General features: G+C 55.6%; 10 protein-coding genes. 4 read left to right on the top strand and 6 right to left on the bottom strand.

Going from position 1 to position 14,243, the window contains the following annotated elements; translation table 11 throughout:
* Positions 1-21: 21 nt before the first annotated feature.
* From Y017_RS00710 to Y017_RS00685, 6 genes are all read right to left on the bottom strand, one after another.
* Positions 22-1,962 (bottom strand): acetoacetate--CoA ligase, encoded by a 1,941-nt coding sequence (locus Y017_RS00710; RefSeq protein WP_035458269.1) that lies wholly within the window; start codon positions 1,960-1,962, stop codon positions 22-24.
* Complete coding sequence (locus tag Y017_RS00705; RefSeq protein ID WP_011588520.1) at positions 1,959-3,968, bottom strand: biotin carboxylase N-terminal domain-containing protein; 2,010 nt, start codon at positions 3,966-3,968, stop codon at positions 1,959-1,961. Before Y017_RS00705 ends, Y017_RS00710 begins: the two co-directional genes overlap by 4 nt.
* A 211-nt stretch (positions 3,969-4,179) precedes the next feature.
* Positions 4,180-4,953 carry an enoyl-CoA hydratase/isomerase family protein gene (locus tag Y017_RS00700; protein WP_011588521.1) on the bottom strand — a complete coding sequence of 258 codons (774 nt, stop codon included), beginning with the start codon at positions 4,951-4,953 and terminating at the stop codon, positions 4,180-4,182.
* A gap of 54 nt (positions 4,954-5,007) precedes the next feature.
* Entirely contained in the window at positions 5,008-6,615 is a 1,608-nt protein-coding gene (locus tag Y017_RS00695; RefSeq protein ID WP_011588522.1) for a carboxyl transferase domain-containing protein, read from the bottom strand.
* A 68-nt stretch (positions 6,616-6,683) separates the two neighbouring features.
* The gene (locus Y017_RS00690) at positions 6,684-7,847 is read right to left on the bottom strand and encodes an isovaleryl-CoA dehydrogenase (RefSeq protein WP_035458268.1); all 1,164 of its coding nucleotides are present in this window, start codon (positions 7,845-7,847) and stop codon (positions 6,684-6,686) included.
* On the bottom strand, positions 7,840-8,238 hold the full coding sequence (locus Y017_RS00685; RefSeq protein ID WP_011588524.1) for a MerR family DNA-binding transcriptional regulator: 399 nt from the start codon (positions 8,236-8,238) through the stop codon (positions 7,840-7,842). Before Y017_RS00685 ends, Y017_RS00690 begins: the two co-directional genes overlap by 8 nt.
* A 123-nt stretch (positions 8,239-8,361) precedes the next feature.
* On the opposite strand from Y017_RS00685, the gene Y017_RS00680 reads away from it, so the two are divergent.
* The 4 genes from Y017_RS00680 (at position 8,362) to rraA (ending at position 14,159) form a co-directional block, all read left to right on the top strand.
* Positions 8,362-10,662 carry an RND family transporter gene (locus Y017_RS00680; RefSeq protein ID WP_035458266.1) on the top strand — a complete coding sequence of 767 codons (2,301 nt, stop codon included), beginning with the start codon at positions 8,362-8,364 and terminating at the stop codon, positions 10,660-10,662.
* A gap of 140 nt (positions 10,663-10,802) precedes the next feature.
* Complete coding sequence (locus tag Y017_RS00675; protein ID WP_035458265.1) at positions 10,803-12,944, top strand: response regulator; 2,142 nt, start codon at positions 10,803-10,805, stop codon at positions 12,942-12,944.
* Complete coding sequence (locus Y017_RS00670) at positions 12,941-13,633, top strand: NAD(P)H-binding protein (protein WP_011588527.1); 693 nt, start codon at positions 12,941-12,943, stop codon at positions 13,631-13,633. The genes Y017_RS00675 and Y017_RS00670 overlap by 4 nt, the downstream gene beginning before the upstream one ends.
* A 43-nt stretch (positions 13,634-13,676) precedes the next feature.
* Positions 13,677-14,159 carry a ribonuclease E activity regulator RraA gene (rraA, locus tag Y017_RS00665; RefSeq protein ID WP_011588528.1) on the top strand — a complete coding sequence of 161 codons (483 nt, stop codon included), beginning with the start codon at positions 13,677-13,679 and terminating at the stop codon, positions 14,157-14,159.
* Positions 14,160-14,243 lie beyond the last annotated feature (84 nt).

The following is a 14,243-nucleotide window of genomic DNA, read 5'->3' as shown; positions in this document are numbered from 1 at the left end:
AAAGACCCGGTCACCGGACCATTATTTTTCAAGCTCAATGCGCTGGGCGAAATGGTTCAGGGCGTCAGGATTGGCAAGCGCATTGCGATTGGTCACGGGTCGCCCATGGATCACTTCGCGGACCGCTAGCTCCACTATTTTTCCACTGACAGTGCGAGGAATTTCCGGCACGGCCAGAATTACCGCAGGCACGTGCCGGGGTGTGGCGCCCTGGCGAATGGCCTTGCGGATGCGAGCTTGCAGCTCTTCGTCCAACGTAACGCCCTCCGCGGTCACCACAAACAACACCACTCGCACGTCGCCGTCAAACTGTTGACCGACCACTATGGCCTCACGAATTTCAGCCAAGGTTTCCACTTGTCGGTATATTTCCGCTGTGCCGATGCGTACGCCACCTGGGTTAAGCACCGCATCAGAGCGGCCGTGGATGATCAGCCCCTGGTGGTGGGCATGTGGAACCAACTGTGCATAGTCACCGTGGGCCCAGACACCGTCAAAGCGCGCGAAATATGCATCGTGAAAACGTTGGCCATCCGGGTCATTCCAGAAACTGACCGGGCAAGAAGGGAACGGCGATCGGCAAACCAGCTCGCCCTTGCTGTCTGCCAGCGGCTTACCTGCGTCATCGAAAACGGCCACATCCATACCGAGCCCGAGGCACTGCAGCTCACCGCGGTATACCGGCAGCATGGGGTTGCCCAACGCAAAGCAGGAAACAATGTCAGTACCGCCTGAGATGGAACTGACGAGTAATGAAGATTTTACCTGCTGGTAAAGGTAGTCGTAGCTCTCGTGAAGGAGCGGCGAGCCGGTGGAGAAAAGGGTTCGCAAGGTGCCCAAATCATGACTGTCTTTGGGGCACAGACCGGATTTTTCCACGGCTTGCACAAATTTGGCGCTGGTGCCGAAGTGGGTAATCCCTTCCGCGTCAATTAAGTCAAATAAGCGGCCGGTGTTCGGGTAGGCCGGGTTGCCATCGTAAAGCACCAAAGTGGCACCTGTGTGGAGCCCGCAGATGAGCCAGTTCCACATCATCCAGCCGCAGGTGGTGAAATAGAAAAAGGTATCGGTTGCACGGACGTCCGCGTGCAGGTGTAGTTCCTTGGTTTGCTGTAGCAGGGTGCCGCCGGCGCCGTGCACTATGCACTTGGGCTGGCCGGTAGTGCCGGAGGAATAAAGGATAAATAATGGGTGATTAAAGGGTAGGCGAATAAAGTCCGGGGCGGGGCCGGCCGCCTCTAACCAAGCACCCCAGATGAGAGCCTTGGGCACGACACTGCTATCGCCGCGGCCGGGCACCACAATAAACAGCTCGGGTTTCAGCGCCTCGTGTAAGGCCTCAATACGCTCGCCCAGATCAATCCATTTTCCATTGTAATGATAGCCATCGCAGGCCAGAAGCACTTTGGGTTCAATCTGGCCGAAACGATCAAGCACACCGGAAACACCGAAATCCGGGGAACAGGAGGACCATACGGCGCCGATCCAGGCGGCGCCAAGGGCGGCAACCAGGGTTTCGATACGGTTGGACATGAAGCCGGCGACCCGGTCACCCGGTTTGATACCGGCAGCCTGCAGTTGAGCGGCGACCTTGCCGGCGGCCACACGCAAGGCGCTGTAACTGATCTCAGAGCGTGTGCCGTCTTCCAACACGCTGATTACAGCGGTATGGCTGTCGTTGCGCTTCAGCAAATTTTCCGCGTAATTGAGTTCGCCGTTGGCAAACCAGCGGGCGCTTTGAAAGGTTTTACCGGTAGTTAGCACCGTATCGCCGGGGTTGCCAATGACACCGCATTGATCCCATACCTGCTGCCAAAATGCCGCCGGCTGTTCAACGGACCAGCGATGTAGTGACTGGTAGTCTGGCAGTGGCTGGCCGCTATTGTCGCGCGCCTGTTGCCAAAAGTTGGCCAGTTGAGAGTTCTGGCTTTCGTCACCGGGTTGCCAGAGCGCAGTGGTCATTGGTTGCCTCCCGTTGCGCCGTTATCCGTGTCCTCGTCTTGGGCGGTGAAGTCCACCAGTAGCGTTCCTTCACTGACGCTGTCTCCCGCCGCAACGGTGAAATTGTTTACCGTTCCGGGCACGGTGGCACGCAAAGTGTGTTCCATTTTCATGGCTTCCAGTGTGATCACCGCATCGCCGGCTTCAACGCTATCGCCGGGGACCACATGCAAGGCGACAATGGTACCGCTCATGGGAGCACTAAATCCGCCGGCATCGTCATGCTGGGCCGTATCACGGCTGGGGTTCAGGGTCACCGGGTAAGCCTGACCGCCAACGAACAACGTCAGTCTGTGGGCATTTTGCCAAGCAAAACGGGCCGCCAAGCTATCGGTGCCCCAGTGCAGACGCAGGCTGTGTTCGGTTGTGTTAACGCTGAAGCTCAGTGGCGCGCTGTGCTCGCCTATAGTGGCGTGTTGCTGGTCCTCGCGTACGGTGAGTTGTTCGCCATTGGCTTCGACACGGGTTTGCCGCAAACGCTGGTTGAGCGGGCGCCAGCCGTTAAGTGAATGCCAGGGAGAATCGCTGGCGACATTTTCTGCCTGCAAGCGTGTCGCGGCCAGCGCCAGCAGTTCAGTATTGACGGCGGTGGCGTCCATTAACTGCGGGCGGTGCTCCAGCAAACGGGTGTCCAGCTCAGCACCGGCAAATGCATCGTCATTAAGGACTCTGCGTAGGAAGGCGGCGTTGTGATGGATACCGTCCAGCTCCAACGCGTCGAGTGCATTGATCAGTTGTTGACGGGCGGCATTGCGATCGCTGCCATGGCAAATAAGTTTGGCGATCATCGGGTCGTAGTGTTCGTCTACTCGGTCGCCCTGTTCGTAGCCCGCATCCACCCGGCTTTGGCCATGAGGCCAGCGCAGGTGGTGGAGTAAGCCGGAGGAGGGCAGGAAACCCTGTTCCGGATTTTCCGCATAGAGACGTACTTCCATGGCGGCACCATGGCGTGTAATTTGCTCTTGTTGCTTAGGCAACGGTTCCCCGGCGGCCACGGACAGCTGCCAAGCCACCAGGTCTTCGCCAGTGATCATCTCGGTCACCGGGTGCTCTACCTGCAAGCGGGTATTCATTTCCATGAAAAAGAACTGCCCACCGTCAGCGTCACCACCGGCTGCAGGGGGCGAGTAAAGAAATTCCACGGTGCCGGCGCCACGATAATCAATGGCTTTGGCTGCTTGCACTGCGGCATGGCCAAAAGCGTTACGGGTTGCTTCATCAAGACCCGGCGCGGGAGCTTCTTCAATAATTTTTTGGTGGCGACGTTGTACCGAGCAATCACGTTCGAACAGGTGGACGGCGTTACCATGATTATCTGCAAACACCTGCACTTCCACATGGCGGGCGGTGGCCAAATAGCGTTCCAGCAGCACTCGATCGTCGCCAAACGCATTGGCCGCTTCTCGGCGTGCGGCGGCCAAGGCTTCATCGAATTCCCCGGCAGCATTCACTACACGCATGCCTTTTCCGCCGCCCCCGGCCACGGCCTTGATTAGCAGAGGGAAGCCGACCGTTGTTGCGGCGGCGGTTAGCTCGCTGTCGCTGGCACCTTCTTCATCGAAACCGGGCAGAACCGGAACGCCGCTTTGCGACATCAATTTCCGGGCGGCGGCCTTGTCGCCCATTACTTCGATGGCTCGGGCGTTGGGGCCCACAAAAATGATACCAGCCTGGTCGCAAGCTGCGGCAAAGTCGGTGTTCTCGGATAGAAATCCGTAGCCGGGGTGAATAGCATCGGCCCCGGTGGCCTTGGCGGCGGCGATTACCTTGTCGATCACCAAGTAGCTTTCCCGTGCTGCGGCCGGGCCCAGGCACACAGCCTGATCCGCTTCCATTACGTGGGGTAAGCTGGCGTCGGGTTCGGAATAGACCGCCACCGTGGCAATACCCTGTTGGCGGCAGGTGCGCATGATGCGACGAGCAATTTCGCCGCGGTTAGCGATCAGGAGTTTTTTTATCTTTGCCATAACAGAGCCTATATCAGTGGCAATGGTCGGAGCGTCGCTGGCAGCGCGATCATGATGCGTTCAAGGTTCAAAAGTGTGAGATAGCGCATTATCTTTTTTGAGATTCGTGCCCGCGAAACTTCTAGAATCTGGCCGATTTCGCGTTTCAATTTTACACTTTAAACATTCAACGGTTTCTCATTTCGCCGCTAGCGATGCTTCTTGCGTGTGGTTAGACCCAGTGCGGGCTGCGTTTTTCTAAAAAAGCGCTGAGCCCTTCCTGGCCTTCATCACCGGTGCGTAGTCGGGCGATGAAGGAAGCGGTGTCATTGATCATGGCGTCGTTAATGGGGCCATCACTGACTCGGGCAATAAGTGCTCGGGCTTCTACTTGTGCCTGGGGGCCACCCGCAAGTAGTGCGTCGATCAACCCGTCTACGGTGCTGTCCAGGGCGTCTTCGCTAACCACCTCGTGGACAATGCCAATCTGTTGAGCTCGCTCGGCGGGAATCACTTCTGCAGTCATGAAAAAGCGGTTAGCCTGTCGGGCGCCCATGGCACGAACCACGTAGGGGCTGATTACCGCGGGCACGATGCCGAGTTTTACTTCACTGAGGCAGAAACGGGCATTGTCTGCCGCCACCGCCATGTCCGCCGCGCAGATCAACCCCAAAGCGCCACCAAAAGCGGCCCCCTGCACGCGCGCAATCACCGGCTTGGCGCATTGATCAATGGCCTGCATCAGCGTCGCCATGCGCAAAGCGTCCTGTTGGTTTTGCTTGGCGTCCAATTTGCCCATGGCACGCATCCAGTTAAGGTCTGCGCCGGCGGAAAAATGCTTGCCAGCGGCCTGCAGTACCACCACGCGGACGCTGTCGTCACTGCCGGCCTGTTTAAAGGCTTCAGTGAGTGAGGCGATGATGGTGTCATCAAACGCATTACGCTTGTTCGGGTTATTCAGCGTAATCCGGGCCACCTGGTTTTTGATGTCTGTGGTAACACTCATTGTTGACGTCCTGTTTTGTATCTGGCTTTGGGCATTAGGCTTTCTGCCGCCTGTTCACATCCGGAATACGCCGTAGCGTGTTTCTTCGATCGGTGCGTTAAGACTGGCGGAAATGGCGAGGCCAAGGACATCGCGGGTGTCCGCCGGGTCGATGACGCCGTCATCCCAGAGCCGGGCGCTGGCGTACCAAGGTTGCGCCATTTCCTCGTAGCGCTGAGTCATTTCAGTTTGAAATTCGAGGGCTTGTTCGTCACTCCAAACTTGACCTTTTTTCTTCAGGGAAGCTTGCTTCACTTGGGTCAATACACTGGCGGCCTGTTCGCCTCCCATTACCGAAATGCGGGCATTGGGCCACATAAACATGAACCGCGGGTCGTAGGCTCGACCACACATGCCGTAGTTGCCGGCCCCGAAGCTACCACCGGTCACCACGGTGAATTTGGGGACGGTGGCGCAGGCCACCGCGTTGACCATCTTGGCTCCGTGCTTGGCAATGCCTTCGGCTTCGTATTTCTGGCCGACCATAAAGCCGGTGATGTTCTGCAGGAACAGCAGAGGGATCTTGCGTTGGTTGCACAGCTCGATGAAGTGCGCCCCTTTCTGGGCAGATTCCGAGTACAGCACGCCATCGTTGGCAAGAATGCCCACCGGGTAGCCGTGAATTCGGGCGAAACCGCACACCAGAGTGGTGCCGTAGCGGGATTTGAATTCGTCCAGTTCCGAGCCATCCACGATGCGAGCAATCAGTTCGCGAGCGGGCATGGGTTGGCGTGTGGTTGTGGGAATGACGCCGTACAATTCGTCAGGGGCGTAGGCTGGTGCCTGCACAGGCAATCGTTTTACTTGATCCGGTTTGTGCCAGTTCAAGTGGGCAATACATTGTCGCGCTAGCTCGAAGGCGTGGGGTTCATCTTCAGCCAGGTGATCCGCAACGCCTGATTGTTCGCAATGCAGGTTGGCCCCGCCCAGGTCTTCAGCGCTGACCACTTCACCGGTAGCCGCTTTTACCAGCGGTGGGCCGGCCAGAAAGATAGTGGCTTGTTCTTTCACCATAATCACTTCGTCTGCCATGGCGGGCACATAGGCGCCGCCAGCGGTGCACGAACCTAACACCACGCTGATTTGAGGAATCCCCCGGGCGGACATGTTGGCCATGTTGAAAAAAATACGCCCGAAATGTTCGCGGTCAGGGAATACCTCATCTTGACGGGGCAGGTTCGCTCCGCCGGAATCCACCAAGTAGATGCAAGGCAGGCGGTTTTCTGCAGCAATGGTCTGGGCGCGCAGGTGTTTTTTAACTGTAAGGGGGTAATAGCTTCCGCCTTTCACAGTGGGGTCGTTGGCGACGATCATGCACTCTACGCCTTGTACCCGACCGATTCCGCCGACGCAGCCAGCGGCGGGGACATCCTCCCCGTAGACACCGTCAGCGGCGAGGGCGGAAATTTCCAGAAACGGAGAGCCCGGATCAAGCAGGAAATTGATACGCTCACGAACGGGAAGTTTGCCGCGCTCACGCAAGCGCTGCTCCGCCGCTTCACCACCGCCATGGGCAATGTGGTCAAGCTTGTCCTGCAATTGCTGACGCAGTTGCAAGTTGTGCTCCCGGTTGGCCAGGAAATCAGGGCTGTTGGGGTTGATCTGGCTATTAATTTTGGGCATGGATTATCTCGCAGGACGCCAGACGCAGAACGTCTGACGCCATAGTTTCCGGCGTTGGGCTTCAGGCGTCAGGCCGTTTCATTAAACAACTCGCGGCCGATAAGCATGCGGCGGATTTCACTGGTGCCGGCGCCGATTTCATAGAGTTTGGCATCACGCAGTAGGCGGCCAGTGGGGTACTCGTTGATGTAACCGTTACCGCCCAAGGCTTGAATGGCCTCCAGTGCCATTTTGGTGGCGTTTTCGGCACAGTAGAGAATCACACCAGCGGCATCCTTGCGGTTAGTTTCGCCGCGGTCGCACGCTTTGGCCACGTTATAGAGGTAGCTACGGCTGGCGTTAAGCGTCACGTACATATCGGCGATTTTGCCTTGCATGAGCTGGAATTCGCCGATGGCCTTGCCGAATTGTTTGCGTTCATGAACGTAGGGAACCACTACATCCATACACGCTTGCATGATGCCAGTGGTGGCGCCGGATAGTACGGTGCGCTCGTAATCGAGGCCACTCATTAGTACTTTGACCCCTTCGCCTACAGAGCCAAGAACGTTCTCTTCCGGTACCCGACAATCTTGAAATACCAATTCACAGGTGTTGGAGCCGCGCATGCCGAGTTTGTCGAGTTTTTGGGCTTGCGAGAAGCCGGCAAAACTGCGCTCAACAATAAAGGCTGTGATGCCGCGTGGCCCTGCGTTGGTATCTGTTTTGGCGTAAATTACATAGGTGTGTGCGTCGGGGCCGTTGGTGATCCACATCTTGTTGCCGTTGAGCACATAGTGGTCACCTTGTTTGTCCGCGCGCAGGGTCATGCTAACCACGTCGGAGCCGGCGCCGGGCTCACTCATGGCAAGGGCGCCGATATGCTCGCCGCTGACCAGTTTGGGCAGGTATTTTTCACGCTGGGCATCGTTGCCGTTGAGATAGATCTGGTTAACGCACAGGTTGGAATGGGCACCGTATGACAGGGCAATGGAAGCAGAAGCCCGAGAAATTTCTTCCATCACCAAGGTGTGGGCCAGATAGCCCATATTGGCGCCGCCATATTCTTCGCTGACGGTAACGCCAAGGACACCAAGGTCGCCAAGTTTTTTCCACATCTCTACCGGGAACTCGTTACTGCTATCGACTTTGGCAGCGATGGGGGCGATTTCTTTCTGGGCGAAATGGCGGACGCTGTCGCGCAGGGCAATCAGAGTTTCGTCTAAGTCAAAATTAAAAGTGCTCTCAAACATGATCGGGGTTCTCCAAGGCAGTGAGGGCGTCTTCGCAGCGCTGGTCGGCGTCGTCCAGCTCCTGCTGTAGAGCCTGAATATCTCTAAGTTGCTGGTTCAGCTGGTCTCGACGCTGCTGGATTTTGTCTTGCAGTGCCAATAGCTGATTGCGGTTATCACCGCTGGGCTGATACATCTTGATCAACTCTCTGGACTCGGCCAGGGAGAACCCAAGGCGTTTGCCACGCAGAATCAATTTCAATGTGACCCGGTCTGCGGGGGAGTAGACTCGTGTCTGCCCCCGTCGGGCCGGGCTGAGCAGCCCCTGATCTTCATAAAAGCGAATGGTGCGAGTCGTCACGTCAAATTCCCGCGCCAGTTCACCAATGCTGTATATCTGTTTTTTGGGCATGGCGAAATCCTAGGGGAGGTTTACGTTAACGTAAAGTGGTGATTTTGGCCTTTCCGGTCCGTGACACTGTATTTACCTATGCCTAGACTCCCAACGTAATCTATGGGGACAGTGGGACTAACAATGAAAGAGACTTGGAGTCGCTGGGTGGTGGCGCATCCAGTGTGGGTGCTATTGATTTGTAGTGCGCTATGCGTAGTCATGGCCACCGGACTGCAGGGGTTTCGCAATAATAACGATCCACGCATTTTCTTTACCCAGGAAAACCCTGATTTCAAACGGTTTATGGCTCTGGAAGACAGCTTTACCGCCAATGAGGTGGTGTTGTTTGTGGTACACCCGAAGAACGGTCGGGTGTTCGAACCGCAAACGTTGGCGGCGATTGAGTCACTGACTGACGATGCTTGGAGGCTACCGTACTCCACTCGGGTGGATTCCCTGACCAACTTCCAGCATACCGAGGTAGATGGAGACGAACTGTACGTGGCACCTCTGGTGGAAGATGCCGCAGACATGGCACCGAATGAGATAGCCTTGGTACGCGAAATTGCCCTGAAAGAACCTGCATTGGTTGGGCGGCTGGTCTCTGAAAAGGGGCATGTGGCGGGCATCGTGGCTACTGTAACCATGGATGAGGGCAACACCGAAGCGCCGGTGATTACCCAGGCGGCCCGCGAGATGGCACAGGCCTACCGGGAGCGTTACCCGGATATCGAGTTTATGGTCACCGGTACGGTGGTGTTTTCCCAGGCTTCCGCCGATGCCACCGAACAATCCATGGTGACCACCTTGCCATTGGCTTTTGTGGTGATGCTGCTGTGTCTGTGGCTGATTATGCGCAGTGCCATTTTTGTGGTCGTGACGGTGATGGTGATTGGGTTTTCCATCGCCTCGGCTATGGGCATTGCCACGTGGCTGGGGATAGAGTTTTCGCCCATCGTGGGTATGGCGCCCGCCATGATTCTGACCCTGGCAGTGGCGGATTCAGTGCATATTCTGGCCAGCTACCGGCACGAATGTTTGCAAGGCAAGGAGCGGGCGGCGGCTATGCTAGAAAGCCTGCGCATCAATATTCAGCCGGTCTGGCTCACCAGTTTTACTACGGCGATTGGCTTTGCAATTCTGAATTTCTCCGAGTCTCAACCGTTCCGTGCTTTAGGGAATGTGGTATTGATTGGGGTGCTGCTGGCGTTTGTGTTCTCGGTCGTGCTGCTACCGGCTCTGGTGATGTTGCTGCCGAACCGTATTGAGCCGGGTAAGCAGCGGGATTTTGCTCCCTTGATGGGGGCGCTGGCCGCACATCTGAATCGCCATTTCAAACCCTGGTTGCTGGGCATGTCAGCGGTGGTAGTGGTGCTAACCGCCGCCATCGGCTTGAACCGCATCAATGATGTGTTTAATGAATATTTTGATGAAACCTTTGAGGTTCGTCAGGTGAACGATTTCGCCATGAGCAATCTTACCGGCATGCATCGTATTGATTATGCGGTGCACTCCGGGGAGTCTGGCGGGGCCATGGAGCCTGCGTACCTGAAGCACATTGATGATTTAATTATCTGGTTGGAGCAACAGGATGAAGTGGTCTATGCCTCAGCCTATTCAGATGTCATTAAGCGGCTTAATCGAGACATGCATGGCGGTGATTCGCAGTGGTATCGCATTCCGCAATCCCGCGAGCTAATTTCTCAGTACACCTTGCTGTATGAATTATCGTTGCCCCAAGGGCTAGGCTTGGAAGATCAATTGGATATCGATAAGGAACAAGCGAGGGTGATCGTCTTGCTAGAAAACATTGGTTCGCACCCGGTACTGGAGTTCAATGAACGAGTTGAAGCGTGGATGGAGGATCATTGGCCGCAATACATGCACAGCAAAGGCACCGGCATGGACATTCTGTTTGGCCGGGTCACCATGCGCAATATTCAAAGCATGCTCGGGGGTGCGCTGGTCGCCTTGGTTAGTGTTTCGGTGCTGTTGGTCATAGCGCTGCGATCTGTGCGCTACGGGGCCTTGTCATTGCTGCCCAACCTGTTGCCGGCGGCCATGGCTTTTGGGTTATGGGGGCTGGTGAACGGCGAAATTGGACTGGCAGTGTCAGTGGTGGCCTGTATGACCTTGGGGATTGTGGTCGATGACACGGTGCATTTCCTCAGCAAATATGTGCGTGCCAAACGTGAATTAGGCCTTAATACTGAACAGGCGGTGGAATATGCCTTGCGCACCGTTGGTGTGGCACTGGTGGCCACATCGGTGGTATTGGTGGCCAACTTTGCGGTGATTGGTACCAGCCATTTTTATCCTAATTCCAGCATGGGGCAGTTATCGGCAATCACCATTGCCATGGCGTTGATTGTAGATTTCTTCTTTTTCGTGCCGTTGCTGGTTGCACTGGACCGCCGTAAGCAGATTAGGGCGGGTGCATAGGCTCTAGCCAGTGTGATAAGGCGGTGTTAACGTAGCTCGAAACCGGTTTTCCCGTTTCTTCGGAACAAAACACAGTGTCATACAAGAAAGATCGAAAGGTTCTTAAACGCGTAGATTATGGGGCCGCCAAGAACTCCTTGATGGGAGTCCTGGCGGCCCTTCTGGTTTATGCAGTTGTCTTTACCTGGGGACAGGTCTACCAGAGCTTCGAACTGGAAGCGCTAATAGGGGGGGGCGCCGTACTGATCGTTACCGCTTACCGGTTATGGCTGGTGGCGCGTTTTGATGCCCTCCATGGTTCTGGCCCCGCACGTTGGCGACGTTTGTTCGGGGTGGGCCTGGCGCTGCATGCTTTGTTGTGGGGCTTGCTACCAGCCTGGCTAATTTGGCGATTGGGCACCGGCTTTAATTTCTTCGTAGTGATTCTTTATAACGTCGGCGTAACGACGGCCCTAGGCAGCTCCTGGATGGCCGGCTTACGGGTGCGCCAAGCGTATATCGTACTGATGTTTCTGCCGACATTGGCGGTATTACTGTTTGCGGGAAGCGTGCACGATTGGGTTTTGGCGGCATTGATTGGCTCCTATGCATTTTACTTGTTCCGCCTTTACCGCGGGCAGTACGAGACATTCTGGCATGCCATGACCCGTGAGCGGCGGGGTTCTGTGGAGCCTAAAAAGCCGGTGCGCAGTAGTACCGAAGTGCAGCTGAGTTTAGTGTACCGACTGGCCCACGAACTACGCACGCCGATGAATTCGTTGATGGGTATGATGTCGTTGCTAGAAGACACCCGCCTGAATGACGAACAAAAAGACTATCTACAAGTGGCAGGGCAGAGTGGCAAGTTGCTGCTGACTCTGATTGATGACGTTCTGGATTATTCCCGCATTCTTTCCCGCCGCATTACCCTTAACTCTGATTATTTTGACTTTCGGGCAGCGATTGAACAGTCGCTGGAAGCCTTTGGGCCTATGGCCCAGACATCCGGTCTGGAATTGACCTGTGTGATTGACCGGATGTTGCCCAAGCGTATTCGCGGTGATCGTGAGCGGTTGATGCAGGTACTTAATAACCTGTTCAGCAATGCCATCAAATTCAGTGAAAAGGGTGAAATTCGTCTCGATGTGGATTTTACCGTGGAGAGGGAAAACGCTGGTGTGCTCAGGGTGCGGGTTAGCGACGAAGGCGCAGGCATGGACCCGGAAACCTTGCGCCACTTGTTCCAAGATCGCTTTATTGAAGAGGGGCAGGACGTCTACAGCAGCCATCATACTGGTTTCGGTTTGCTGGTCTGTAAGGGGCTAATTGATGCTATGGGGGGCACACTGGGCGCAGAAAGCGTGCCAGGCGAAGGCTCTACTTTCTGGTTCACCGTGCCGGTGCAAATGCAGCCGGATATGCGCGAAGCCCAGAGTTTGATACGGGCGCTAGATGGCGTCCAGGCCTTGGTGGTTGGCGCTGCCTCGGGCACGGTTTCGAGTATCCAGGAAGAATTAGAAGCGCTGGGTTGTCAGGCTTCCTCTGCGATGGGGTATGACCATGCACTTCAAGCTTTGCGTGCGGGGCATCGTGAGCAAAGTGACTTTGATGTATTGTTTGTTGATACCTGGTCACGGGGAGAGTTGGCGCTGAATCTATGCCGTAACGTACTTGAAGATCCCTCGCTACGTCCGGTACGTCTTGTGCTTTTGGCCACCATTGAAGAGCGTAGCCATGCGGCAGTGCAACAGCTAATCGATAAACATGATCTGGTGGTGCTGGTACGGCCAGTACATCGCAGCGTATTGCGCCAGGGTTTGGCAAGGTTGATGGGGCTGCAACGGCAAATTCCAGTTGGTGATGCTCCTCTTCAGACGCCGGAAGAGCGGCAGCGCCGCAAACGCTTCCGGCTGATGCTGGTGGAGGACAACGAAGTGAATCAGCTGGTTACCCGGGGCATGCTAAGTAAGTTGGGCTATCAGGTAAAAACCGTGAGCAACGGTGAAACGGCACTGGCGTTGCTGGAACAAGAACCCTTTGATCTGGTGTTGATGGATTGCATGATGCCGGAGATGGATGGCTTTGAAGCAACCCGTCGCCAGCGAGAAATGGAACACAGCAAAGCGAGCCCGCGTACCCCGATTGTTGCGATTACCGCCAATACCGCGGAAGGCGTTCAGGCCCGTTGCCTAGCTGCTGGCATGGATGATTTTCTTGCCAAACCGGTGCATCTTGATGCACTAGAAACAGTATTGCGCCGCTGGCTGCCCGAGCAGCCCGTCAGAGATGAGGATGAACAATGACAAGAAAAGCCTTGCTGCTGGGAGCAACCGGGTTAGTGGGTCGTGATTGCTTAGAAAACCTACTTGCCTGCGATGACTATGAAAAGGTAATTGTGCTGACTCGCCGTCCTTTATCGGTGGAGCATCCCAAGCTAGATGTGCAGCGGGTAGATTTCGATAATATCGAGGCGCACAAGAATAGCTTCCAAGTTGATGATGTTTTTTGTTGTCTGGGCACGACCATGAAAAAAGCCGGTTCGCGACAGGCATTTCGGCATGTGGATCATGACCTTGTGGTGCTGGCCGGCAGCATGGCGAGGCGAGCCAATGTGCAGCGCTTTCTAGTCGTTTCGGCGGTGAGTTCCAATGCTCGCTCGCCGTTTTTCTACTCGCGGGTAAAAGGGCAGATGGAACGCGCGTTGATCAAGCTCGACCTGCCACTGTTGGCCATTCTGCAGCCGTCACTGTTACGCGGCGAGCGTGAAGACAAGCGCCGGGCAGAGGACTGGGGCAATATTTTCAATCGAGTGATTGAGCCACTGACACGCTGGACCGATGCCCACTGGCTTCCCGTGGACAGCGGCAAGGTGGCTGATGCCATGGTTGGTATGGCATTGATGGGGCCAGATACTGGCTTGTACCGATTGCGTTACCGGGATTTTCTGGTGTTTGCCGGCAAGTTCCGCGAGAAAATGAATAAGACAGCCTGAAAGGCTTTGGCTACAACCTGAACAAATAACCGAAGGAGTTAGTATGACCTTTGTGACTTGCGATCTTTGTGATGACAACGCCGATAGCGTTTGCGTGGTAACCGGACTTAACTGGCTCAGCTATGGCGGCCGCGACGCATTTGGTGGCGAAATCGTCACGGTTAAGTGCTTTGAAGACAACAGCCGAGTAAAGGAACACTTGGGCACCGACGGTAAGGGCAAGGTGCTTGTGGTTGATGGTGGTGGCAGCCTGCGCAATGCGTTGATCGGCGATATGATTGCGGAAAATGCGGTGAAAAATGGTTGGGAAGGCGTAATTATTTACGGCGCCTGCCGGGACGTGGACGCGCTAGCCAAGTTGGACATCGGTGTCATCACCCTAGGTTGCGTGCCGATTAAATCGGTTCGTCGTGATGAAGGGCAGCTGAACATTGAGATCACTTTCGGTGGCGTTGTTTTTCGCCCGGGTGAATTCGTTTATGCGGATAATAATGGGATCATCACTGCGCCCAAGGCCTTGGTATAAGGCTTGTCATTGACGATTCTTGGCAGGAACTCTGCTATAAAAGAATAGGGATGAGCCGGCACGACGCCGGCTGCGATCGCACAA

It is taken from the genome of Alcanivorax sp. 97CO-5 (assembly GCF_000524665.1).
Classification (GTDB): Bacteria; Pseudomonadota; Gammaproteobacteria; order Pseudomonadales; family Alcanivoracaceae; genus Alcanivorax; species Alcanivorax borkumensis.
This window is presented reverse-complemented; position numbering and strand designations above follow the sequence as displayed.

Excerpts from the sequence above, each read along its gene's own strand:
- Y017_RS00710 (WP_035458269.1), bottom strand. The coding sequence starts at position 1,962 with ATGACCACTGCGCTCTGGCAACCCGGTGACGAAAGCCAGAACTCTCAA.
- Y017_RS00705 (WP_011588520.1), bottom strand. The coding sequence starts at position 3,968 with ATGGCAAAGATAAAAAAACTCCTGATCGCTAACCGCGGCGAAATTGCT.
- Y017_RS00700 (WP_011588521.1), bottom strand. The coding sequence starts at position 4,953 with ATGAGTGTTACCACAGACATCAAAAACCAGGTGGCCCGGATTACGCTG.
- Y017_RS00695 (WP_011588522.1), bottom strand. The coding sequence starts at position 6,615 with ATGCCCAAAATTAATAGCCAGATCAACCCCAACAGCCCTGATTTCCTG.
- Y017_RS00690 (WP_035458268.1), bottom strand. The coding sequence starts at position 7,847 with ATGTTTGAGAGCACTTTTAATTTTGACTTAGACGAAACTCTGATTGCC.
- Y017_RS00685 (WP_011588524.1), bottom strand. The coding sequence starts at position 8,238 with ATGCCCAAAAAACAGATATACAGCATTGGTGAACTGGCGCGGGAATTT.
- Y017_RS00680 (WP_035458266.1), top strand. The coding sequence starts at position 8,362 with ATGAAAGAGACTTGGAGTCGCTGGGTGGTGGCGCATCCAGTGTGGGTG.
- Y017_RS00675 (WP_035458265.1), top strand. The coding sequence starts at position 10,803 with ATGGGAGTCCTGGCGGCCCTTCTGGTTTATGCAGTTGTCTTTACCTGG.
- Y017_RS00670 (WP_011588527.1), top strand. The coding sequence starts at position 12,941 with ATGACAAGAAAAGCCTTGCTGCTGGGAGCAACCGGGTTAGTGGGTCGT.
- rraA (WP_011588528.1), top strand. The coding sequence starts at position 13,677 with ATGACCTTTGTGACTTGCGATCTTTGTGATGACAACGCCGATAGCGTT.